Source organism: Klebsiella sp. K5-45, from assembly GCF_030128605.1.
GTDB lineage: Bacteria > Pseudomonadota > Gammaproteobacteria > Enterobacterales > Enterobacteriaceae > Klebsiella > Klebsiella quasipneumoniae.
Window position 1 is genome coordinate 16,071 of sequence record NZ_JAKUZW010000007.1, and the last position, 20,879, is coordinate 36,949.

25 protein-coding genes are annotated in these 20,879 nt (G+C 57.6%); 6 read left to right on the forward strand and 19 right to left on the reverse strand.

The annotated features are described in order from the left end of the window. Positions 1 to 6: 6 nt before the first annotated feature. The 9 genes from MKS11_RS15690 to MKS11_RS15730 all read right to left on the reverse strand — a co-directional run bounded on the left by MKS11_RS15690 (position 7) and on the right by MKS11_RS15730 (position 6,126). On the reverse strand, positions 7 to 273 hold the full coding sequence (locus tag MKS11_RS15690) for a EutN/CcmL family microcompartment protein (RefSeq protein ID WP_017899143.1): 267 nt from the start codon (positions 271 to 273) through the stop codon (positions 7 to 9). A 25-nt stretch (positions 274 to 298) separates the two neighbouring features. Beyond that, positions 299 to 1,903 carry an acetaldehyde dehydrogenase (acetylating) gene (locus tag MKS11_RS15695; protein WP_043522385.1) on the reverse strand — a complete coding sequence of 535 codons (1,605 nt, stop codon included), beginning with the start codon at positions 1,901 to 1,903 and terminating at the stop codon, positions 299 to 301. 53 nt (positions 1,904 to 1,956) lie between these two features. Further along, on the reverse strand, positions 1,957 to 2,235 hold the full coding sequence (locus tag MKS11_RS15700) for a BMC domain-containing protein (protein WP_004146125.1): 279 nt from the start codon (positions 2,233 to 2,235) through the stop codon (positions 1,957 to 1,959). 12 nt (positions 2,236 to 2,247) lie between these two features. After that, positions 2,248 to 2,532 (reverse strand): BMC domain-containing protein, encoded by a 285-nt coding sequence (locus tag MKS11_RS15705; protein WP_002442227.1) that lies wholly within the window; start codon positions 2,530 to 2,532, stop codon positions 2,248 to 2,250. A gap of 17 nt (positions 2,533 to 2,549) precedes the next feature. Beyond that, positions 2,550 to 2,828: a BMC domain-containing protein gene (locus MKS11_RS15710; protein WP_004182810.1), complete on the reverse strand. Its 279-nt coding sequence runs from the start codon at positions 2,826 to 2,828 to the stop codon at positions 2,550 to 2,552. Positions 2,829 to 3,274: 446 nt separating this feature from the next. Further along, positions 3,275 to 3,793, reverse strand: a complete 519-nt coding sequence (locus tag MKS11_RS15715; protein WP_004204137.1) for a FidL-like protein — start codon at positions 3,791 to 3,793, stop codon at positions 3,275 to 3,277. Continuing rightward, positions 3,790 to 4,596, reverse strand: a complete 807-nt coding sequence (locus MKS11_RS15720; RefSeq protein ID WP_284109620.1) for a winged helix-turn-helix domain-containing protein — start codon at positions 4,594 to 4,596, stop codon at positions 3,790 to 3,792. Before MKS11_RS15720 ends, MKS11_RS15715 begins: the two co-directional genes overlap by 4 nt. A 21-nt stretch (positions 4,597 to 4,617) precedes the next feature. Continuing rightward, positions 4,618 to 5,202 carry a TetR/AcrR family transcriptional regulator gene (locus MKS11_RS15725; RefSeq protein ID WP_017899140.1) on the reverse strand — a complete coding sequence of 195 codons (585 nt, stop codon included), beginning with the start codon at positions 5,200 to 5,202 and terminating at the stop codon, positions 4,618 to 4,620. A 141-nt stretch (positions 5,203 to 5,343) separates the two neighbouring features. Next, the gene (locus MKS11_RS15730) at positions 5,344 to 6,126 is read right to left on the reverse strand and encodes an NAD(P)H-dependent oxidoreductase (protein ID WP_043522375.1); all 783 of its coding nucleotides are present in this window, start codon (positions 6,124 to 6,126) and stop codon (positions 5,344 to 5,346) included. Positions 6,127 to 6,212: 86 nt separating this feature from the next. Here MKS11_RS15730 and MKS11_RS15735 point away from each other — a divergent pair, with 86 nt between their 5' ends. Both MKS11_RS15735 and fosA read left to right on the forward strand, forming a co-directional pair. After that, positions 6,213 to 7,121: a LysR family transcriptional regulator gene (locus MKS11_RS15735; protein ID WP_032455484.1), complete on the forward strand. Its 909-nt coding sequence runs from the start codon at positions 6,213 to 6,215 to the stop codon at positions 7,119 to 7,121. Further along, positions 7,115 to 7,534, forward strand: coding sequence for a FosA5 family fosfomycin resistance glutathione transferase (gene fosA, locus MKS11_RS15740; protein WP_065903167.1), 420 nt, complete (start codon positions 7,115 to 7,117; stop codon positions 7,532 to 7,534). The genes MKS11_RS15735 and fosA overlap by 7 nt, the downstream gene beginning before the upstream one ends. 10 nt (positions 7,535 to 7,544) lie before the next feature. Here the strand turns inward: fosA and MKS11_RS15745 are convergent, their stop codons facing one another. Beyond that, positions 7,545 to 9,395 (reverse strand): nuclease-related domain-containing DEAD/DEAH box helicase, encoded by a 1,851-nt coding sequence (locus MKS11_RS15745; protein ID WP_087771787.1) that lies wholly within the window; start codon positions 9,393 to 9,395, stop codon positions 7,545 to 7,547. 304 nt (positions 9,396 to 9,699) lie between these two features. Then, positions 9,700 to 11,112, reverse strand: a complete 1,413-nt coding sequence (locus tag MKS11_RS15750) for a PLP-dependent aminotransferase family protein (RefSeq protein ID WP_004204148.1) — start codon at positions 11,110 to 11,112, stop codon at positions 9,700 to 9,702. A gap of 177 nt (positions 11,113 to 11,289) precedes the next feature. Here MKS11_RS15750 and MKS11_RS15755 point away from each other — a divergent pair, with 177 nt between their 5' ends. The 4 genes from MKS11_RS15755 (at position 11,290) to MKS11_RS15770 (ending at position 14,210) form a co-directional block, all read left to right on the forward strand. Next, a complete protein-coding gene (locus MKS11_RS15755; RefSeq protein ID WP_004204150.1) occupies positions 11,290 to 11,454 on the forward strand; it encodes a DUF1127 domain-containing protein in 165 nt (54 codons plus the stop codon). Positions 11,455 to 11,617: 163 nt separating this feature from the next. Beyond that, positions 11,618 to 12,082: a MarR family winged helix-turn-helix transcriptional regulator gene (locus tag MKS11_RS15760; RefSeq protein WP_004204151.1), complete on the forward strand. Its 465-nt coding sequence runs from the start codon at positions 11,618 to 11,620 to the stop codon at positions 12,080 to 12,082. A gap of 6 nt (positions 12,083 to 12,088) precedes the next feature. Next, positions 12,089 to 13,156, forward strand: a complete 1,068-nt coding sequence (locus tag MKS11_RS15765; protein ID WP_284109621.1) for an HlyD family secretion protein — start codon at positions 12,089 to 12,091, stop codon at positions 13,154 to 13,156. Next, on the forward strand, positions 13,146 to 14,210 hold the full coding sequence (locus tag MKS11_RS15770; RefSeq protein ID WP_004204153.1) for a DUF2955 domain-containing protein: 1,065 nt from the start codon (positions 13,146 to 13,148) through the stop codon (positions 14,208 to 14,210). Before MKS11_RS15765 ends, MKS11_RS15770 begins: the two co-directional genes overlap by 11 nt. Here the strand turns inward: MKS11_RS15770 and MKS11_RS15775 are convergent. The 8 genes from MKS11_RS15775 to MKS11_RS15810 form a co-directional block, all read right to left on the reverse strand. Then, positions 14,207 to 14,461, reverse strand: a complete 255-nt coding sequence (locus MKS11_RS15775) for a DUF3343 domain-containing protein (RefSeq protein ID WP_004204154.1) — start codon at positions 14,459 to 14,461, stop codon at positions 14,207 to 14,209. The two genes, MKS11_RS15770 and MKS11_RS15775, sit on opposite strands and share 4 nt — an antisense overlap. Next, entirely contained in the window at positions 14,458 to 15,225 is a 768-nt protein-coding gene (gene yjiL / locus MKS11_RS15780) for a putative 2-hydroxyacyl-CoA dehydratase activator YjiL (protein WP_043522364.1), read from the reverse strand. The genes MKS11_RS15775 and yjiL overlap by 4 nt, the downstream gene beginning before the upstream one ends. 9 nt (positions 15,226 to 15,234) lie before the next feature. After that, positions 15,235 to 16,386 (reverse strand): double-cubane-cluster-containing anaerobic reductase, encoded by a 1,152-nt coding sequence (locus MKS11_RS15785; RefSeq protein ID WP_087771786.1) that lies wholly within the window; start codon positions 16,384 to 16,386, stop codon positions 15,235 to 15,237. A 97-nt stretch (positions 16,387 to 16,483) separates the two neighbouring features. Beyond that, positions 16,484 to 16,723 (reverse strand): DUF2164 domain-containing protein, encoded by a 240-nt coding sequence (locus tag MKS11_RS15790; RefSeq protein ID WP_043522363.1) that lies wholly within the window; start codon positions 16,721 to 16,723, stop codon positions 16,484 to 16,486. Positions 16,724 to 16,748: 25 nt separating this feature from the next. Continuing rightward, the gene (gene mdtM / locus MKS11_RS15795) at positions 16,749 to 17,996 is read right to left on the reverse strand and encodes a multidrug efflux MFS transporter MdtM (RefSeq protein ID WP_049092926.1); all 1,248 of its coding nucleotides are present in this window, start codon (positions 17,994 to 17,996) and stop codon (positions 16,749 to 16,751) included. Positions 17,997 to 18,049: 53 nt separating this feature from the next. After that, a complete protein-coding gene (locus tag MKS11_RS15800) occupies positions 18,050 to 19,342 on the reverse strand; it encodes a DUF445 domain-containing protein (protein ID WP_023319661.1) in 1,293 nt (430 codons plus the stop codon). Beyond that, positions 19,335 to 19,997 (reverse strand): LysE family translocator, encoded by a 663-nt coding sequence (locus tag MKS11_RS15805; RefSeq protein ID WP_087771784.1) that lies wholly within the window; start codon positions 19,995 to 19,997, stop codon positions 19,335 to 19,337. The genes MKS11_RS15800 and MKS11_RS15805 overlap by 8 nt, the downstream gene beginning before the upstream one ends. A 47-nt stretch (positions 19,998 to 20,044) precedes the next feature. After that, positions 20,045 to 20,860 carry an AraC family transcriptional regulator gene (locus MKS11_RS15810; protein ID WP_087771793.1) on the reverse strand — a complete coding sequence of 272 codons (816 nt, stop codon included), beginning with the start codon at positions 20,858 to 20,860 and terminating at the stop codon, positions 20,045 to 20,047. Positions 20,861 to 20,879: the final 19 nt, after the last annotated feature.

Sequence of the window (20,879 nt, forward strand, 5' to 3'; positions counted from 1 at the left end):
GGCTATTCACTCCTGTTCGGCGTCCCGAAACACCTTCTCAACAATGGCGACCACCGACATCGCTTTGTAGCGGTCTTTATTGAGCGCGAAGTACTCTTCCGCCAGCACGATGTCGTGCATACCGGCGCCGACGTTATCGACGGCGACCCAGGTCTGGTCCTTCATCGGCTGCTGTTTGTCATCTAAGCGGGTGATCAACAGCAGGTTGCTGCCGCGCAGCTCATCGCATTTTTGCGTGGCGACAACATGGCCGGTCACCTTTGCGAGAATCATCGTTATATCGCCTTATATCAGTGCGTTACTTAGCAAGGCGCTCCAGCACCTGGCGGATAACGCGTTCCACGTTTTGTTCGTTGATTGCGCCTTCCGCATTCGCTGCGGCGCCTGGGCTGGCGAAGCGGTCATCGCTGCCTGCCGCGTGTGCTGGCGCAGCGCTGGCCGGAGCGTTGAAACGCACGTCATCAAGAATGCTGCGCTGCGGATCGCTCGCCGGCGTGACGATGGTTGGCTGTGGCTCAGGGCGGCTGCCCGGCGCGCGAAGCTCGTCAATCGACCGCACGCCATAGCCGACTTTGCGGATATTGAGCAGGTTCATCGGGCCGACGTTGTCGGAGCTGGAGCCGCCGCCGACCGCGCCGCAGCCGAGGGTCAGCGCCGGAGAGATATTGGTGGTGGCGCCGATGCCGCCGAGCGCCGCCGGGGTGTTGATCAGGATGCGGTTGACCGGTTTTTCGAGGCTGAACTGGCGGATGACGTCCTGGTTGCGGGTGTGGATCACCAGCGTATGGCCGAGCCCTTCATTAGTCAGCAGCTCTACCACGCGGTGGCAGGCGGCTTTCCAGTCCTCAGCCACGTACAGACCGAGTACCGGGCACAGTTTTTCGCGCGAGTAGGGGTTTTTCGGTGAGACGATGGTCTGTTCGGCGATCAGCACTTTGGTGCTGGCCGGGACGCAGAAGCCGGCCATCTGGCTGAGGTACAGTGCGGTTTTACCGACCACCTTCGGGTTGATGGTGCCGTTCGGGCGCAGCAGCAGCGCCGCCATTTTCGCCGCTTCATCTTCATTCATGAAGTAAGCGCCCTGCGCTTCCAGCTCGCGGTGAACCTCATCGTAAATGCAGCCTTCGACGATGATCGACTGCTCGGAGGCGCAGATCACGCCATTATCGAAGGTTTTGCTGGTGATGATATCTTTCACCGCGTGGTGGATATCGGCGCTGCGTTCGATAAATGCCGGGCCGTTGCCCGGACCGCCGCTGATGGTCGGGGTGCCGGACGCGTAGGCCGCGCGCACCATGCCTTCGCCGCCGGTGGCGAGGATCAGCGAAACGTCTTTGCTGTGCATCAGCTCTGAGGTGGCTTCGAGGGTCAGCTGGGTGATGCCGTCGACGCTGCCCTCCGGCGCGCCGGCCGCTTCTGCCGCGCGTTTGACGATCTCAATCGCCTTCCAGCTGCACTGACGTGCGCCCGGATGCGGGGAGAAGATAATGGCGTTGCCCGCCTTGAGGGCGATCAGCGCTTTATAGATAACCGTAGAGGTTGGGTTAGTTGAGGGGACCAGCGCGCAAATCACGCCCAGCGGCACGCCCACGTCCATCACTTTTTTTACCGGGTCGTCATGAATGATGCCAACGGTCTTCATATCTTTGATGGCGTCGTAGACGCGCAGCGAGGCGAAGCGGTTTTTCAGCACTTTGTCCTGCCAGTTGCCAAAACCGGTCTCTTCCGCGGCCATTTTCGCCAGCGCTTCGGCGTGGTGCGCTGCTTCCTGGGCCACGTTTTTCACGATGGCGTCGATTTGCTGCTGCGAAAAGGTGGCCAGCATTGCCTGCGCTTTTTTGGCGTTGCGCACCAGTTCCCGGGCGTTCTGCCGGGACTGCAAATCGTTATCCAGTTCAATCATGAGTCTATCCTTCATCAGACGAAAAGAGTGGGGACGGGGCGTGCCCTGTCAGGTCATGCTTTGTGCTGCGCCGCGATTTTTTCGATGTCGTTATGGGGACGCGCGATGACGCGAGAGCTGACGACTTCGCCAATGCGTTTCGCCGCTTCCACGCCGGAGTCGACCGCCGCGTTGACCGCGCCGACGTCGCCTTTCACCATCGCGGTGACGAGGCCGGAGCCGACGTTTTCATAGCCGATCAGTTCGACGTTGGCGGCTTTGCACATCGCGTCCGCGGCTTCAATACAGGCCACCAGACCTTTGGTTTCGATAAGACCAAGCGCTTCTTTCATCAGGTTTCTCCGTTAGTCCGCAATTTTGTAATGCGAGACGATTTTGTTGATGTCGTTATGCGGACGGGCGATGACCAGCGAGGTCACCACTTCGCCAATGCGCTGGGCCGATTCGACGCCGGAATCCACCGCCGCTTTCACCGCGCCGACATCGCCTTTCACCATCGCGGTGACGAGGCCGGAACCGACGTTTTCATAGCCGATCAGTTCGACGTTGGCGGCTTTACACATCGCATCCGCTGCTTCAATGCAGGCCACCAGACCTTTGGTTTCAATCAGACCTAATGCATCACCCATTTGCGTTCTCCTGGCCTTCAGGCCTTGTGTTTAATGACGATTTTGTTGATGTCGTTATGCGGACGCGCGATGACCAGCGAGGTCACCACTTCGCCGATGCGCTGCGCCGATTCCACACCGGAATCCACCGCCGCTTTTACCGCGCCGACGTCGCCCTTCACCATCACGGTGACCAGGCCGGAGCCGACGTTTTCATAGCCGATCAGTTCGACGTTGGCGGCTTTACACATCGAGTCCGCTGCTTCAATACAGGCCACCAGACCTTTGGTTTCGATAAGCCCCAATGCATCACCCATCGTGATCTCCTCCAGAACAGGTTTTGTGATTTGGGAAAACCGTCCGCGTAACGGCATCAACACGCGGAAGCGGCGTTCGGGGTTCACTATAGGGAATGGGGAGAGAAGTGAAATTTAAATCCGTGTAGATGAATATTTTAGGTTTTTACTCTGCTATTTAGCCTTATTTAGGCTTCTTTTTATCTCTTAATCCTGTTTCATGCGTGAAGATTTTCATGATGATATGGCGTTTTTTTAAGCTATTTATCGGCGGGAGATGAATGTTAATAAGATGCTAATTACTTGCCAGCAATCGGTAATATAGCCGCGTTATAATTGTGGGTATGCTCAAGTTCTCGCGTCGAAGCTAAACGCAAAACGTGCGCTTTTAGCATCGTGGAAAGAGGGGGCAATAATGGAGCGTGAGCGAGGGCGCATTTTCCTCGCAGTGGTACAGGGGGGACGGGTTAATTAAGCGTGCTGCCGGACTTCAGCGTGCAGATGTAGAGCGGTGAGTTGATAGAGCTCAGCAGGATAGCTTTGTCGTTAAGCTTTTGCGCATTGAGGAACAGGCCGTCGTGGCTGTCGGACATCTCGCGCATGAAATAGTCGAAGATGACATCCGGCGATTCATCGATGGACGAGGCGCTGGATTCCCATTTCTTGATGCGGTAGTGGCGCTCGGTCGCCGAGATGCGCTGGCTGGTGTAGCTGAATTTGACGTAACGCTGCAGGTAGAGCCAGCCGGCGGCAGAATCGGTATAGCCTTCCACTACCATCGACCCGTTGCCATTGGCGGCAAAATTAAAATGGATATTGCCGTTCACATTCTCTTTTTCCATGTTTTCAAAACGCATGATCGCTTTGGTGGAGCAGCTCATCACGCCGTCGTTGGCATCCGGCAGCAGGCGCCAGGCGCTAAACCCGGCGGCGGCGATAAACGCGAGGGCAGAGAGGGCGAAAAAGGTGCGGGGCGCGAGTCTCATTGCGGCTTCCAGGAGTAGTAAAAGTAGTTATCGCAATAGCTAAACGGGTTGTCTTCGTGCATCGCGCAGTGGGCGAGAAATACCCGGCCCAGGCCGTTGGTCTCCAGCCGGTCGCCATAGAAGAAAACAAAACGCTCCCCCGGCTTGCAGCTGAGCTTCAGCCGCTGACGCACCTCATCAAAATTCTTACTGTAGGCCGTCGCCGAGACCGAACGCAGCATTTCATCGCTGGCGAGCAGTTCGCACTGGCGGTGGTTCATCAGCGTCAGATTAATTGGCCGGGCGACGTGGGTTCCGGCAAACGTGAATGCCACCAGAAGCAGGGCGATGACCAGCAGGCAGCCGCCGGCCAGATACCAGCACATTCCGCGCGCGTGTGGTGAAGCGGCAGGCGGTATGGTTTCCCTTCCTGCCCCGGCGGGTTCGCCAGGCGGCGCGGCCGGGCTGGCGACATCGGCCAGCGCCGGCCCGGCGTCGAGCAGTTCGATGCTGAGATCCTGATTCAGCTGCAGCATGCCGCGCGACACGGTGACGATAATGTTATCGATATCGTAGTGGCGGAAAGTTTTGCGCAGCACGCTCAGATACTGGTTGAGGTTGCTATTGGAAGAAGTTAAGCCGTTATCGTCCCAGACTTTTTTCAACACTTCATCGCGACTGACCACGCCGGTATGGCGGAGAAAAAAATAGAGCAGCGCGCTGGCGGTGATGGATAGCTGGCTATCTGGTTCATCGCTGCCGGGCAGGGTTAGCGTGCCGTCTGTTGCATCATAAATGAGACGGGCATTGATGTTGTAGCGCATCGCGGCCTCACTCTATTCGCTTCATGCGGGAAGCGTCATTTTGGTCAGATCGTTCACCAGCGACTGGCGATGTTCGCTGCTCATGGTGCGCCCCTCGGTCAGCTCAGATAACCAGATACCGTCGGCGGCGTAGCGTACCAGGGTACCGGTTGGGCCGTTATCCAGCGCATCGCCTTGCGCCAGATGATCCAGCATCCAGTCGCGCCAGCATTTTCGCAGCACCGGTTCGTCCGGCATCGCCAGCGACAGCACCATCAGCTGACGGCTTTCGTGCGTGTCCGTCAACTGCGGATTGGACAGATAGTGCAAATAGGCCCGGGTAAAGCGTCCGTAAGCGATGTTATCGGCGGCCATCAGTTCGCTAATCGCCTTTTCCATAATCGCCAGCAGCCTGGCGAACAGAGCGAAAATCAGCGCCTGCTTATTGGGAAAATGGTGCAGGAGGCCGCCTTTGCTGACCCCAGCCTCGCGGGCGACAGCGTTCAGCGACAGGGCGGCGATACCGTCCCGGCCGGCAATCATCGCCGCCGATTCAAGCAGCTGACGGTGGAGACGGACGGGATCTTTTTTACGATGCTGGGCTTCCATGTTCATGGCCGGAATCATACCGACCAGACGGTATGATTATTTTTGATCGCTATCAATATGAGAGGCGGCTTCGCGCGATGCGATGCCGTTAATGCGTGGAGGCTCACAAATTGTCATATTAATGAAAGCGATAACCCGGAAGGGCTATCGCGTTGAGGTTTATTTCGTTGCCAGGTGCACCGCCAGGCCGCTTTGCCCCGGCGCCAGCTCCGGGCGCAGCGTTAGCGACGGGATCAGATAGTCGCCATGATTCTGCCGGCGGAATGGAATGGGCTCGGTTTGCCACAGCGTGTCCAGCCGCTCGGCCAGGGTGGCGCACTGGTCGGCGAACTGCGCGGCATCGGTTTTGTCCGTGCGGTAAAACACCAGCGGCGGAAGCACCTCGAAACCGGGATAGAACAGCATACCGTGCTGAATGGGGAACAGAATGTCGTCGATGGGGCCATTGATCCCGCGCGGTGAATAGTGTTCCGCCCAGCCGCCGGCGGTGACGATCAGCATCGCCCGCTTGCCGACGAAGGTGCCTTCCCCATAGCGATCGCCCCAGTGGCGGTCGCTGTGCTCGCCGACACCATAGGCAAAGCCCCAGGCGTACACCCGGTCGATCCAGCCTTTCATGATCGCGGGCATCGAGAACCACCACAGCGGAAACTGAAAAATCACCGTATCGGCCCACAGCAGCTTTTCCTGCTCGGCGGCGATATCCGCGCTTTGAGTACCTTGGGCAAAGGCCTGTCTGGAGTCCAGGGTAGGACGCCAGAACTCGCCGACCGGCGGCGCGCCGCTGTCGTCGGCGTCATACCCGGCCTTCCAGCGCATGGCGTAGAGATCGGAGACCTGGACTTCATGACCGGCCTGCAGCAGATGACGGATGGCGAAATTTTTTAAACCGCCATTGAGGGAGCGCGGTTCCGGATGGGCGTAAATCAGCAGTACTTTCATAACATCACCTCTGAAGTGGGAAGAGCTGCAGAGTAGGAAAGCTGGCGCTATAGTAGAAATTAATTACTTAAATCCCAGGTATAGCTGTGATTAATTTACATCGTCTGGATCTCAATCTGCTGCGCACGCTCGACGTGCTGCTCAGTGAAAATAACGTTACCCGGGCGGCGCAGCGGCTGAATCTGTCGCAGCCGTCGGTGAGTATTCAACTCGCCAGGCTGCGGGAGATGTTTGCCGACCCGCTGCTGATGCCGGGCCCGCGCGGCATGCAGCCCACCGCCCGCGCCGATGAGCTTCGCCAGCCGCTGCGCGCTGCGTTAGCCGCGCTGGAGCAGGCGGTGGCGCCGGTAGCACCTTTTAATCCGGCCGCGGCGGCGGAGACCTGGCGGGTGGCGGCGACGGACTATATGGCTTCGGCGACCCTCATGCCGATGCTGGGCAGGCTACGGCAGGCCTCTCCCGGCAGTCGGCTGGCGGTATTCGAACTCCAGCCGGCGCGGCTGGAGCAGCAGGCGGCCAGCGATGAAGTGGATCTCTTTTTCCATACCCGCGAGGGCGCGCCGCCGGGGCTGCATCAGCGCCTGCTGTTTCGCGAGCGCTACGTGCTGGCGGGCCGGGCCGGGCATCCGGTGCTGCGGCAAGGGTTGAGCCTGGAAACGTTCTGTCAGCTGGAGCAAGCGATCGTCTCCCCGGACGGAGGCGGCTTCAGCGCGGCGACCGATACCGCGCTGGCGAACCTTGGCCTGACGCGGCGGGTTGTCCTTTCCGTGCCACATTTCCTGTTTATGCTGGAGACCCTGCGCAATAGCGATCTGGTGGCGGTCCTGCCGGAGCGGCTGGTGCGCGGGCAGAGCGGGCTGGCAGTCGTCGAGCCGCCGCTGGCGGTCGCCGGCTTTGAGATGCTGATGCTGTGGCACGAGCGCTGGCACCGCGACCCGGCGCATCAATGGCTGCGCCAGTTCATTGTGAATTCACTGGAGGAACAGACATGCTGAGCGGACTGAATCACCTGACCCTGGCGGTCAGCCAGCTGGCGCCGAGCGTGGCGTTTTATCAGCAGCTGTTGGGCATGACGCTGCACGCCCGCTGGGACAGCGGGGCTTATCTCTCCTGCGGCGATCTGTGGCTGTGCCTGTCGCTGGATCCGCAGCGGCGTGTCACTCCGCCGGAGGAGAGCGACTACACCCATTATGCGTTTACCATCAGCGAAGCGGATTTCGCCCGCTTCGCCGCTCGCCTTGAGGTTGCCGGCGTGGCGGTCTGGAAGCTGAACCGTAGCGAAGGCGCTTCGCACTACTTCCTCGATCCCGATGGCCACAAGCTGGAGCTGCACGTCGGCAGTCTCGCCCAGCGCCTGGCCGCCTGCCGCGAACAGCCGTATAAGGGGATGGTGTTTTTTGATGAGTGACAGGGGGCTACTATGCATTGTTATAGATTTGATTATAAGTTGAGGTTAAATGTCTGCTGAGCACATTTTTTTGATGTAAAGTCACAAGCAAATTATTGGTTGCCCGAGTGAAACCAACATATAGTCGCTTGATCTCGTCGCTGAGATCATCGCTATTACCCATTATGTTTGAACTATCTATCACTGCGACTGAATGAAACTCGAGACCTTTGCTACTAGGCAAAGGTATAATAGACAAAAAATCGCTTTGTGGTGAGTAGCGTTTTTTATCTTCCGAGCTTGCTATAAAATAGTGCGGGATTTTTGAATCCCTTAACTCTTTTACTAATATTGCAGAAAGATGTGCGGTCGAGGGACATAATATAGCCATGTCATTCCAGCTAACACCAGTATGATGTTGTTGCTTTAGCCATTTAATTATATGGATGATTTCTTGGTGGTGGTTATCAAAAATAAGCATGTTTGGATCCTGGCCTTGAAGTCCACCAGCATCTGGTTTATGATATTTAAAGTTATCCTCAATATGATCATTTAAATAATCAAATGCAATGCTGGTAGCAAAGTGGAGAATCTGCTGTGTATTTCGATAATTGATGTCAAGAATAGTTGTACGCCCTTGAGCTTTGATACCAACGCTGGAAAGCGTAAAATCAAGTGAGCTTTTTTTCTGATAAATTGATTGCGCATCGTCATATAGAAATAATAGATAGTTAGTTTCGCTATCAACCATTCCAGCAAGTATTTTTAGCCAATCCTGTTTAAAATCATGCCCCTCATCAATTAATACCGCACTATATTGTTCTGCTGCTATTGTTTTATTTTGAAAACCAGTAATAACAGCTTGCTCAAGGTTTTCTATAAAATTTTGCTTTGAGTTAGGGAGAATATTTTTAATTTTTGCTTGCTTATAACACCATGCATGGAAGTTGGTAATTTCAACCGGAACCGTAAGTTGATGGCTTTTTATTAGAGATTTTAATTTTTGGGCCAGCATTATATTATAACACACGACAAGAATAGGTTTCTTTAAATTATTATCTTTCGCCAGGTGTAGGCAACGATAAAGGAGAATTAAGGTTTTACCTGAGCCGGCGACGCCGTGAATTATCCGATGCCCCTCACCAAGGCTTCTGGCGAGTAATTCTTGCTGAGTATCCATTATTTTTATAATATTCGGCGTTCGGAGTACAGATATTGGGTTGGCAGAACTCTCTGGTTTATCGAGAGCGTGGGTGATGCGAATCTCAGGGTATAAATGCCAACGTATACGATCTACTTGCTTATTACTTATCTCTTTAGAAAATGTATGTTTGACCAAAGAAAATAGGCGTAATGATATTTCTTCAGATGACATAAACTCGGTGATTTCATCTTTACAAATCACGATATCAGAAGGAAAAATATCACTATTGGAAAAGTATTTATTTAACTGCTTACGTGTAATATTACTGAGGTAGACTCCATGACCGTAGGGGGCGCAAAATTGTCCTTTATATTTTTCGTTGTCCTGAAGAAGTTGTGGGTCCCGCTTTAGATAGTTAATTGCGCCGTAAGAATATTGTCTGACCTGTTCTATGGGATGGGTTAGAGAAATGTCACCATCTGATGTTTCATATATCACATGTGTTTTATTAGCGGATTTTATTTTTGAAATATACCAGTCCTTCACTTCAATAAAAAGCAGCCCTCGCTGAGGATCCAGAATGATGAAATCAGGATGTGTTTGTTTTTCACCAGTAGGAATGTCATACCAACAAGTACAATCGCTACTCAGATTGCTTTCAAAAATTCTCGCAAGACGCTTTTCTCCGGCAGTAATCTTGTTACCGCAGCTTCCGATGGTTGGGATGATCGTTGCCATTTTGCTCTCAGCTAACTGTATGACTACGCTTATACTTTAAAAGTTAATAGTCATGCTTTTTAACGGCATTACTTAAAATGCCACCATGTATTTGTGAATGGGCCAATATATATTGGTATTTATGGTTTTGCACCACAAAAATTGTTATTCAATAATAATGAAATATTGTTTATATGAATTGTTTTGTTTTTCGTATTTGTAAGAGTGATTTTAGAATGTTTAAAGAGCGTATATCTTGCCCGGAGGCGCGCTTACCGCGCCTTTTCCGGGTTACCGGCTCGCAGATTGTGGGAATGCCGCAGCTTCACTCCATCGCCACCTTCACCGCTTCTCCCAGCTTAACCATCACCGCTTTATGTTTCTCGGTCGGCGGCAGGGCGCAATTGATCCTGACGCAGTTGCGATACTTGCCCGCCGCGGAAAACAGCGACCCCGGCGCGACCTGGATCTTCAGCCGGCACAGCTGTTTGGCGACGCAGACCATATCCACCTGCTCCGGGAGCTCCACCCACAGCATAAAACCGCCCTTCGGCCGGGTGACGCAGATCCCGCAGGGGAAAAACTCCCGCAGCCAGCAGGTGTAGATCTCGATATTGCGCTGATAGATCTGCCGCATCCGCCGCACGTGGCGGTGATAATGGCCTTCGCGAATAAAGTTAAAGGCCGCCAGCTGTGTTGAAGGGACGTTAGTGCCGCTGGCGGCGTACTTCATCTGTAGCAGCTTGTCGTAGTAGCGCCCGGGCGCTATCCAACCGATGCGCAGGCCGGGGGCGATGGTTTTGGTAAAGGAGCTGCAGAGCATCACCCGGCCGTCGATATCCCAGGAGTGAATCGTGCGCGGGCGCGGATATTCGGTAGCCAGCTCGCCGTAGATATCATCCTCGAAAATAACGATATCGTGGCGCTGGGCCAGGTTCAGCACCGCGCGCTTGCGGGCGTCCGGCATGATAAATCCCAGCGGGTTGTTGCAGTTCGGCACCAGGATCACCCCTTTGATCGGCCACTGATCCAGCGCCAACTCCAGGGCCTCGATGCTGATCCCGGTTTCCGGATCGGTGGGGATCTCAATCGTTTTTAATCCCAGTCCGCGCAGCATCTGCATGGTGCCGTAGTAGCAGGGGGATTCCACGGCGATGATGTCCCCTGGCTGGCACACCGACAGCAGGGCCAGCGACAGCGCGCTGTGGCAACCGCTGGTGAGCACCAGATCGTCGGCAGTCACCACCGATCCGCCGTCGAGCATCAGGCGGGCGATCTGCTCCCGCAGCTCGCGGCGCCCGGCCAGTTCGTCATAGTTCAACACCTCAGTGAGGTTGTGCTGGATCGCCCGGCTCAGTTCGCGCCAGATGGGCTTCAGGCTTGGCTGCGTCACGTCCGGCGAGCCGCCGCCGAAGGGGATGATCGTTTTATCGTAGCGGGCGTCGAGCATGGTCAGCACCTGATCCCACTGGGTGATCTCCACCGGACGCTGCACCGGACGCGACATCGGCGGCACCGGCGGCTGGGCCTTGCGGGGGGCGACGAAATAGCCCGATCGCGGCTGCGGCACAATCATCTGCTGCTGCTCAAGCAGCTGATAGGCCTGCTGGACGGTGCTGATGCTGACGCCGTGCTCCTGGCTCAGGCTGCGCACCGACGGCAGCTTTTCGCCGTGGCGATACAGGCCCTGTTCAATGCGTTCGGCCAGCAGCGTCGCAAGATGTTGATAGCGGGTCATGCTGTATCCTTAATTGTCGCCATACAGATGGAATAACCAGTACAGATGGCAGGAAAAATTGCGGTCTGCTGTACGTTTTAGCCAATCTGTATGTTAAAGAAAAGTGTTTTGTGAATCTGTATTCCTTCCCCCCAAATCCGTGAAGATAAAGTCTCTGGCAAGGTGAGGAGGTAGAGGATGGAATTTCATGAGAACAGGGCAAGACAGCCATTTATCGGTTTCGTATTGCTGGCACGGTTTGTCAAAAAATGGTGGCTTCAGGAGCAAACGCGCAGAGCTTTGCAGAAAATGAGCGACGAACAGCTGAAAGATATCGGCCTGCGTCGGGATCAGATCAATTAAAAAGTGCTTTTTTTTCAGGCATCACTTCTTCTTTGCCCCGGTAAGCGCTGGCGATGCCGGGGAATCATTCACGAAATTTATCAATTGATGCGACGTGACCTTCCGTTTCTTGATACTTACCCTGATAAGTATTATTTTCTTCTCAACAATGAGAGGAAAAGCTGTGACTGAAGACGAACTGTTTGCCCGCCGCCCGCTGGGGATGCGGATGGCCATGGTGGTGCGCCAGTGGCGCGCGATTATTGACTCCGCTATCACCGATACGGGACTCACCCAGTCCAGCTGGACGGTGCTGATGCAGCTGCATCAGTTGGGGGACAACGTCTCGGTCAGCGAACTGGCGGAGGTGCAGGGGATTGAACTGCCGCCGCTGACGCGCACCCTCTCATTACTGGAAAAGCAGGGCTATCTGTTGCGTTCCACATCGCCATATGACAAACGCATTCGCCTGCTGACGCTGACCGCCGAGGGGCGGGCTATTCTGGAAAAACTGAGCCGCGTGATCGAGACCTATCAGGAGCGCGTAACCCAGACCATCCCGGAGGCCGACCTCGTCACCTTCAGCGCCACGTTAAATCAAATCGCCTGCCGTTTGCGGAATATCCGCGAAGAAGATAACAAGATCTAACACACTATGATGACGCCTGAACAAAAATTTGCCCGCTGGGTACGGGTGAGTATTGCCGCTTTTCTGGGAATATTCGCCTGGTTTATCGTTGCCGATATCTGGATCCCGCTGACGCCGGACTCCACCGTCATGCGCGTGGTGACCCCGGTTTCGTCGCGGGTCTCCGGCTATGTCTCGCACGTCTACGTGCATAACAATAGCCAGGTGAAAAAGGGCGACCTGCTGTATGAGCTCGACCCGACGCCATTCATTAATAAAGTTGAAGCGGCACAGATCGCCCTTGAACAGGCGAAGCTGAGCAACCAGCAGCTGGACGCGCAAATCGCCGCCGCCCGCGCCAACCTGCGCACCGCGCAGTACACCGCCCGTAACGATAAGGTCACGCTCGATCGCTATCAGCGCCTGAGCACCATGCAGAACGTCTCGCAGTCCAATCTCGACAAGGTGCGGACCACCTGGCAGACCAGCGAGCAGTCGGTCTCGGCGCTGAACGCGCAGATCCAGAACCTGCTGATCCAGCGCGGCGAGCGCGACGATAAGCGCAACGTCACCCTGCAGAAATACCGCAACGCGCTGGAGGAGGCGCAGCTGAACCTGGCCTGGACCAAAGTGCGTGCGGAAACTGACGGCATGGTCAGCAACCTGCAGCTTAACCCGGGGATCTACGCCACCGCGGCGACGGCCGTGCTGGCGCTGGTCAACAACAATACCGATATCGTCGCTGACTTCCGTGAGAAGAGCCTGCGCCACACCGCGGTAAACACCGATGCGGCGGTGGTTTTTGACGCCCTGCCGGGGGAAGTTTTCCCGGCGCACGTGACCAGCAGCGATGCCGGGATTCTGGCGGGGCAAGAGGCGGTTAACGGGCAGCTGTCGCAGCCGGAACAGTCCACCCGCTGGGTGCGTGATGCCCAGCGAATGCGCATTCACGTCGCGCTGGATCAGCCGCTGGCGAAACCGCTGCCGACCGGCGCCCGCGCCACGGTGCAGCTGTACAATAGCGAGGGACCTTTCGCCCGCACCTTCGCCGGCCTGCAGATTCATCTGGTGAGCTGGTTGCACTATGTCTATTAATACCCTGGCGCACGTCTTTACCCCGCACGGCAATATCGTCTACACGGCGAATGATTTTCGCCAGACGGTGCGTATCGCCGTGGCCGGGACCATTGCGCTCAGCATCTCCACCTTCTACGACGTGCAGTACGGCGTATTTTTTGTGGTGTATCCACTGATGCTGATGTCGCTGGTGCCGGTGTTCAACCGCCACGTCGCCCGCCAGTTTGTGTTCAGCGCGGCGGTGAACTGCGTCGAAATGGTGCTGATTGTCGGTTATTTGTCGCAATGGCCGGTGATCATGACGCTGGTGGTGTTCGCCCTGTACGTGATGCGTTTTCGCTTTATGAGCCAGGGGCCGCTGTTTCTGCTGGGGTCGATGGGGGTGGTGTGTCAGAGCACGATGCTCAACTTTATGAGCTACCCGACCAGCAACTGGCACACCCTGATGTTCTCCAACATGGAAGCGTGCGTGCTGGCGGTGGCGCTGAGCGCGCTGCTGCATTACCTGATCCCGGACGTCGAACCGCGCAAGCCGCCGCCGCGCATTGAAAAAGACGCCGCCCGCATCCGCCACGAGTCGCTGCTCTCCGGCACGGTGGCGACGATCATCTTCGTGGTGTTTCAGATCTGCGATCTCAGCGACTCGCTGTCGGCGCTGATGGCCGGGATCCTGATCCTGTTCCCGATGCACTATCGCGGGGCGGTGATCAGCTCGATCTGGCGCGTGGCGGGGGTGGTGCTGGCCTGTCTCTATATTCTGGTGGTGCAGCTGATTATCTATGACTTCAGCAATCACATGATCCTGATGATGCCGCTGATTGGCCTCGGGCTGGCCTTTAGCGCCCGCCTGCACGTGATGGAGAAAGTGGGCGCCGGGGTGGGCTTCGCCAGCATTACCACCATCGGCATTATGTTTGGCCAAAACCTGCATCCCTATCAGGATCTGGTGTTCAGCGATCTGTACCGCATCACCTCGGTGACGGTCTCGCTGGTGGTCACGCTGACCCTGGTTTTTCTTATGCACCGTCTGCTGAACTGCTTTGCGGCGACGCGCTTTGTGGTAAGCGATTAACCTGCCGGTGGGAAGGTGGCGAGACAGCGCCACGCCTCCCCGTCCTGCTGATATAACGCCGCCGTCTGTTCCGGGACGATCCAGGCTCGCGCGTCGGCTTCCGTCCCCTCAAGCAGGATGCACAGCCCGCAGCCGCTGCGCAGCTGGCGGGGAATATCTTTGACCTCGAAGGTCATTCCCGCCGCCTGCAGGGCTTTGCGCGTTCGCACCACTCCCACCGTGGAATGAAATAAAAACAGAAACGTTGTCATCCGCGCCTCCGCTGGCGCTGGCCGATCAGCGCCGCGCCGATCGCCCCGGCGAACTGGGCGTCGGGATGGGTTGTCACCGCCATGCCGACATGGCTTTCCAGCATGCGGGCAAATGCGGCGCAGTGGCTGACGCCGCCGGTAAACAGCAGCGGCCCCTGCGCTGATAAGCGGCCGATAAAGTTCGCGCTGCGCCGGGCCATGGCGTTAATCACCCCCGCCAGAATCGCCTCCGGCGCGACTCCCGCCGACCGCAGGCTGATGACTTCCGATTCGGCGAATACCGTACACATGCTGGTGATGGCATGCGGTTCCACGCCGTCGGTAATGGCGTCCAGCTGTTCGACGCTGGCGCCGAGGGTGCGTGAAATGACCTCCAGAAAGCGGCCGGTGCCGGCGGCGCATTTGTCATTCATCAGAAAGTCGCTGAGGTTGCCCCCGGCATCCAGCTGGATAACCTTGCTGTCCTGGCCGCCGATATCAATCACCGTGCGGGTGTCCGGTGCCAGCAGGCGGGCGCCGAGACCATGACAGGAAATCTCCGTCACCTGTTTATTGGCGAAATCTATCAGCTGGCGACCATAGCCGGTGAGGGTTAAAAAGGGCGTTTCCGCGAGGCCAGCGCGCAGCGTCTCCCAGGCCTCATGGATGGCGTCGGCGGGGCGAAAGGGGGTCGGGCAGAGGAAACGACGCGTAACCACCCCGTCCGCGAGCAGGATGCCTTTCGTGGCAGTGGAGCCGGAATCAATACCAACCGTGTAGATCACGCGTGCTCCTTATAGCATTTCGATAAAGGCGGCGACGCGGGTGCTGAGCTGTCCGAGGTCCGCTGTCGAATAGTCGGTTTCTATCGCCATATAAGGACGGTCGTGCTGCTGGCGGAGATGGCGTTTAATGGCCAGCGATTCCACGGCATAGGTATGGCAGGCCTGCAGAATGACGTCGATCACCCCGTCGGCCTGGTACTCCTCCACCATCTGGCTCAGCAGCTGCAGGCGCTGATGGTTAGGGGAAATACAGGAGCAGCCGATGGCGAGATATTTGTCGGTTAAGGCGTCGTAGACGTCGCCCTCTTCCGCCACGCAGCGCTCGGTGGCCTTCGCGCCGGTGCAGTTTTCATAGCCTACCACCCAGCCGCCGTTTTCTTCGATGGCGCGAACCACTTTCTCCGCCGCGCCGCCGATCGGGCAGCCGGTGATCAGAATGCGCGGGCGGGATGCCAGTCGTTTACCCTGCCGCCACTCCTGACGGATGCGCTCCGCCATGGCGTTGAGCTCGTCAATCAGCGCGGTTTTGTCGAAGCGGAAGGTGGCGCCGTACACCACTTTCAGGATGTCGCCGCCGCTGAGCGCCGGCGGATTGAGCTGCCCGAGACGATAAAAGTGGGCCAGCGCCCGGCGTTCACGGTTTTTCAGCACGATGGCTTCACGCAGCGCCGCCTCGCTAATCGGCGCGCCAAACCGCGCCTCAATCACCTGCTGCAGGCGCAGGATCTCCGCTTTCCACAGGGCGCGGGAGGCCGCGTCGCTGGCGCTGTTCGGCAGCTGCATCACGTGGACCGTCTTGAACTCGGCCATGTACTCGTACATTTTCTTTTTGCCGTCGCAGGTGGTTTCCCCGACCACCAGGTCAGAGAAATAGAAGTAGGGGCATTTATCGGTTTTGCCGAAGCCGTAGCTGCTTTTGATTAACGGACAAAGATTGCGCGGCAGATCTTTTTCCGCTTCCTCGATGGTTTCATCGGAGGTAGAGCACAGCGAGACCACCACGGCCCCCGCCGCCATAGCGATCTCCTGAGGCATAAAGGTGCAGTAGGTACCCACCAGCGGCACGTTCTGCTCTTTAAGATCCATGACGGTGAGAAAGCCCTTCTGGCGAGCTTCCGAGAACTGGTCAAAAATGGCGGGTAGATCGGTGATAAGCGACATGGTTTTCCTTCCCCGTACACGGGAGATGCTGAAAGAGTCGCCATTATAACCCTGTTGATTGTGTGTTTTTATTGATCTCCTGCGTCTGCGCGCGGCGTTAATAGACCTTCTTTAAATCCATCTCTTCCTGGATCCGCTCGCTCCATGCCAGATGGGTGCGGATGGCCTCTTCGATACCGGCGTTGTAGAACAGCGGCCCCAGCTCCTGGGCGATAAAGTCGACAAAAAATTCAGCGTCAAACTGCTCCAGCTCGAGGTTAAACGTCTCTTTGCAGTACTTGCTGAGCCTGTCGCGCAGCAGGTCGCGCTGCGCCGGGCTGAGTTCAATCTCACTCATGATGGGGCTTTCTCCGTAAAAGGGGTCACGACTGCCGGGCTTCAATGACCGCTTGCGCACACTGACGCTGGTGGCGTAACAGTCCGGCGAGGCAGCAGGCGGCGACGAGCCCGGCGGCCACCGCTAACAGGTGGAAGGGCAGTCTCCCGCCATGGAACCACAGCCAGCGCGCGCCTTCAATCGATAAGGCGCTGACGCTGAGGATCACGATATTCAGCGAGGCGGAAACCGTGCCTTTCGGCAGGTCGTTAGAAAAGAGGGTAAAGCGGAACAGCGTCGGGAAAATTAGCCCGATGCCGAAGGCGTAGAAGCAGGTGCCGAGCACCGACCACAGCCAGACGTGCGGCCATACCAGATTCCCAACGATCAGGATGGCCAGGCCGAGCATCTGTACCGGCACCGCGCTCAGCACAAAGCGCGGGCGGGTGGGATCTTTTACCCAGCGCGCCACCGACAGGTTGGCGATGATGACGGCGCTGAAGACCGGCACCTGGCTCCAGGCGAACTCGCTGGTGGTCAGCCCGCCGGCGTCCATTAAAATCACCGGCGATACTGCCACCCAGCTCATCAGCGGAATATAGCTCAGCGACAGCGTGGCGGCGCCGAGCAAAAAGATGCGGTTGCGAAAGACGTTGCGAAAATCGCGCAGTACGCCCAGGGGGCTGAACGGCACATCGCCCCGGCGCACCGTCTCCGGCATGGTCAACAGCAGCCCCAGCCAGGCCACCAGCCCCATGGCGGCGATAATGCCGAACAGCGCTTTCCAGTGGATAAAATGCATCAGCGCCGCGCCGGAAAGCGGGCCGACGATCGGCGCCACCAGCACGACGGAGGTGATCACCGCCATCAGCCTGATCGACCTTTTTTCCTCAAAGGCTTCCTGCACGGTGACGTAGCCGACGGTGGCGATAAAGCAGATGCTGGTGCCCTGCACGAAGCGGGCAATCAGGAACTGGGTCATGGAGGTGGTGAACAGCGTCGCCAGGCAGGCGAGGGTGAAAATGAGCGCGCCGGTGAGCAGTACCGGACGCCGTCCGATTCGGTCAGAGAGCGGCCCCAGCAGCCACTGCAGCGCCATGCCGCCGGCCATATACAGGCTTACCGAGGCTGGGGCCAGCGCCACATCGGCGTTAAAATCCCGCACCACGTGGAGGATCCCCGGCTGGATCAGGTCGGTGGTGAGATAGGCGGAAAAATCATACAGAATGAGCGCCGCCGGGAAGAACAGCGCGGCGGCGTGCCGGGTTAGCCAGTGGGTCATCCGGTGCATTATCTCGCCCTCCCTGTGGAATATTTATCAGCGCTATTGTTCAGATAGTATCATTGCTAACCAATATGCAGATGCAGCAGCGAGGGGATCTGCGAGAGCAGCCACAACAACAGGCCGATAGTTCCACCCACCAGGGTGCCGTTGATGCGGATGAACTGCAGATCTTTACCGATGTTGAGCTCGATCTGCCGCGACATATCGCGGGCGTCCCAGCTCTTCACCGTGTCGCTGATATGTCGAGTGAGGAAGGCGGCGAACTCCGGCGCCACCCGATGCGCCGCCTGCTCCAGGTGTTCGTTGAGCGATTCGCGCAGCGCGTCGTCGCGGAGTAAGGTTTCACCGAACCACTGGCCGGCCTCGGCGATGCGCTGCTTGATACGCGAGTCGTCGCTGCTGATATCGTTTTTTACCCAGCCGCGCAGGTCGCCCCACACTTCGCCAAGATAGCGGTTGAAGGTCTCATCATTTTTCAACCAGGCTTTGATGTTATCGGCCTTCTGCGCCAGTTCCGGGTCGGATTTCAGGTTATCGATTAGCTTTTGCGTCGCGCGGTCAAAGGTCTGGCGGATCTGGTGGGTGCGATCGTGGGTGACTTCGTCCAATAGGGTATTCACGGCGTCGGTGACCATCTCGGCGCTGTGCTCGCCGAGCCACTCGGTGGGTAACAGCCTGGCCTTCAGCGGATGTTCGGTCTCCAGCCAGTGTACGATGCCGCGGGCGATAAAAGCGCGGGAGCTGTCGCGCTGCAGCAGGGCGATCAGCTGATTTATCAGCGAATCCAGCAGCTTTTGATGGCGGTTGTCGCGGGTCAGCCCCTCCAGCATCATGGCGCTGGTCTGCGTCAGGTCGACCTTATCGATCGCCTTATGCACCGCGCGCCGCAGCAGGCGCTGAATGCGGGCGTCATCGGTCAGTTCGAGAAAACCGCTCATCACCTGCAGCAGGTGTTGGCCAACCCGCCGGGCGTTCTCAGGCTGGCTGAACCAGTTGCCGAGCATCAGCGCTGGTTGATAGCGGCGGATCAGCGCCACCAGCGACGGGGTATCGAGGAATTTCTCCTCAACGAAGCGGCCGAGGTTGTCGGCGATGCGATCTTTGTTGCGCGGGATAATCGCGGTATGGCGGGCGACAAAGGGCAGCGGAATACGGCGAAACAGGGCCACCACCGCAAACCAGTCGGCCAGCGCCCCGACCATCGCCGCTTCGGAAATGGCCTTCAGCGCGCTGACCCACGGCGTCGGCGGCAGCAGCAGGGTGGTAATAAATAGCGCGGCGGCGATCAGCAGCAGCGACAGCGCCAGCAGTTTGGCGCGTTTCAGTTCAGCGAGTTTTTCCATAAACTTAAGCATATAACCTGACGGCGAGGTCGTGCAAAAATCGCCAGATAATCCACAGACCGAACATCATCAGGATCGCCCCCGCCGCCCGCTCGACCCGCCAGACGATGGCGCTCAGGCGGCGCTGTACCTGCGGCAGCGCAATCGCGCTCACCAGCAGTAAATCCCAGAAGAACACCACGCTGACCATCCACAGCCCGCTCACCGTTTGCTGCAGCAGGGTGACCGCCGGCCCCAGCAGGGAGGTCATCAGCGCCAGATAAAACAGCGCATTCTTCGGGTTGAGCAGCGATGACCCCAGCCCCAGCAGTAGCTGCTTGCCGAACCCCGGACGCGATGCGCAAACGCTCTCCACCGCCAGCGCCGCGGGACGGCTGCGAATCAGCAGGCTGCCAATCCACAGTAAGTAGCCCGCGCCCAACAGCTCGATGAGTAAAAACAGCAGCGGCGCCTGGCGCAGAAGTCCCCAGCCAACGATGGCCAGAACAATATACAACGCATTGCCGGCGGCGATGCCGAGACACAGTCCGAGGCTGCCGCGGATCCGGTAGCGTACAGCGTAACCGACCAGTAGAAAAAAATCGGGGCCCGGGCTGAGCAGGGCGACAAAGTGGGACAGGGCTAACGCCGGGAAGGCGGCGGGGAAGAGAGTCGATAAGGTATGCATAGTGGCCTCGATAATGGTGCTGAGGCCACCCTACGCCTGGTGGAAAATTACTTATTGTCGGAAATTGATCTGCTGTGCGCATACTGCCGCGGCGTGGCGGCGGTATAGCTGACGAAGGTTTTATGGAAATGGCTCTGATCGGCAAAGCCGGCCTGATAGCCGACGTCGGCGATAGGGTCCCCGGCGCGTAAGCGCGTTTTCGCATATTCAATGCGCGCCATATTGATCAAGCTGGCGGGCGTCAGGCCGGTATCCTGTTTCACGGCGCGGATAACGGTCTCTTTACGTAGCGCGCTATCGTGGGCCAGTTTATCCAGCGATGGCGGCGCCGGCAGATCTGTCGCCAGGCGCTGAAACAGCAGGGCGCTGACGTGATGTGGCGCCTGCGGCGCGGCGGCGCACAGCGGCAGCGCGTGCAGGAGCTGCGCCACCCGGGCGGGCAGTTGCTCAATGCAGCCGCGGCTCATCAGGGCGACAATCTGCTGGAAGCTGGCAAAGAGAGGGCTGTCGCGCAGCAGCGGCTGCGGCGAAGCCATGCTGACGGTAGGGGGAATATCCGGACGCTGCGCATGGCACCATGCCGCCTCCAGGTACAGCATATGATAGCTGCGCGGCTGGTCACGCAGCGGATTACAGCTATGCGGCGCGTGCGGCGGGATCACGATCAGATCCCCGGGCTGCAGGAGATATTCCTGTCCATTGCACAGGCAGCGCGTTTCACCGTCGATAATCGCCCCCACCGAGAGCTGCGGGTGGCTGTGGCGCTTATAGGCCTGACGGCTGCGCCAGGTGCTGCGCAGCTCCAGCCACGGCAGGCGATCGTCTCGCCAGAAGGTTTGGGGAATATCTCGGGTATGGTTCACCGCATCGACCTTTGCTGAG

Bases quoted from the DNA above. Each gene is read 5' to 3' on its own strand.
- MKS11_RS15690 (WP_017899143.1), bottom strand. From the start codon at position 273: ATGATTCTCGCAAAGGTGACCGGCCATGTTGTCGCCACGCAAAAATGC.
- MKS11_RS15790 (WP_043522363.1), bottom strand. From the start codon at position 16,723: ATGAGTGAGATTGAACTCAGCCCGGCGCAGCGCGACCTGCTGCGCGAC.
- MKS11_RS15730 (WP_043522375.1), bottom strand. From the start codon at position 6,126: ATGAAAGTACTGCTGATTTACGCCCATCCGGAACCGCGCTCCCTCAAT.
- MKS11_RS15715 (WP_004204137.1), bottom strand. From the start codon at position 3,793: ATGAGACTCGCGCCCCGCACCTTTTTCGCCCTCTCTGCCCTCGCGTTT.
- MKS11_RS15705 (WP_002442227.1), bottom strand. From the start codon at position 2,532: ATGGGTGATGCATTAGGTCTGATTGAAACCAAAGGTCTGGTGGCCTGC.
- MKS11_RS15805 (WP_087771784.1), bottom strand. From the start codon at position 19,997: ATGCATACCTTATCGACTCTCTTCCCCGCCGCCTTCCCGGCGTTAGCC.
- MKS11_RS15770 (WP_004204153.1), top strand. From the start codon at position 13,146: ATGTCTATTAATACCCTGGCGCACGTCTTTACCCCGCACGGCAATATC.
- MKS11_RS15800 (WP_023319661.1), bottom strand. From the start codon at position 19,342: ATGCTTAAGTTTATGGAAAAACTCGCTGAACTGAAACGCGCCAAACTG.
- MKS11_RS15765 (WP_284109621.1), top strand. From the start codon at position 12,089: ATGATGACGCCTGAACAAAAATTTGCCCGCTGGGTACGGGTGAGTATT.
- MKS11_RS15745 (WP_087771787.1), bottom strand. From the start codon at position 9,395: ATGGCAACGATCATCCCAACCATCGGAAGCTGCGGTAACAAGATTACT.
- MKS11_RS15785 (WP_087771786.1), bottom strand. From the start codon at position 16,386: ATGTCGCTTATCACCGATCTACCCGCCATTTTTGACCAGTTCTCGGAA.
- fosA (WP_065903167.1), top strand. From the start codon at position 7,115: ATGCTGAGCGGACTGAATCACCTGACCCTGGCGGTCAGCCAGCTGGCG.
- MKS11_RS15710 (WP_004182810.1), bottom strand. From the start codon at position 2,828: ATGGGTGATGCATTGGGGCTTATCGAAACCAAAGGTCTGGTGGCCTGT.
- MKS11_RS15750 (WP_004204148.1), bottom strand. From the start codon at position 11,112: ATGACCCGCTATCAACATCTTGCGACGCTGCTGGCCGAACGCATTGAA.
- MKS11_RS15725 (WP_017899140.1), bottom strand. From the start codon at position 5,202: ATGATTCCGGCCATGAACATGGAAGCCCAGCATCGTAAAAAAGATCCC.
- MKS11_RS15700 (WP_004146125.1), bottom strand. From the start codon at position 2,235: ATGAAAGAAGCGCTTGGTCTTATCGAAACCAAAGGTCTGGTGGCCTGT.
- MKS11_RS15695 (WP_043522385.1), bottom strand. From the start codon at position 1,903: ATGATTGAACTGGATAACGATTTGCAGTCCCGGCAGAACGCCCGGGAA.
- MKS11_RS15720 (WP_284109620.1), bottom strand. From the start codon at position 4,596: ATGCGCTACAACATCAATGCCCGTCTCATTTATGATGCAACAGACGGC.
- MKS11_RS15775 (WP_004204154.1), bottom strand. From the start codon at position 14,461: ATGACAACGTTTCTGTTTTTATTTCATTCCACGGTGGGAGTGGTGCGA.
- MKS11_RS15755 (WP_004204150.1), top strand. From the start codon at position 11,290: ATGGAATTTCATGAGAACAGGGCAAGACAGCCATTTATCGGTTTCGTA.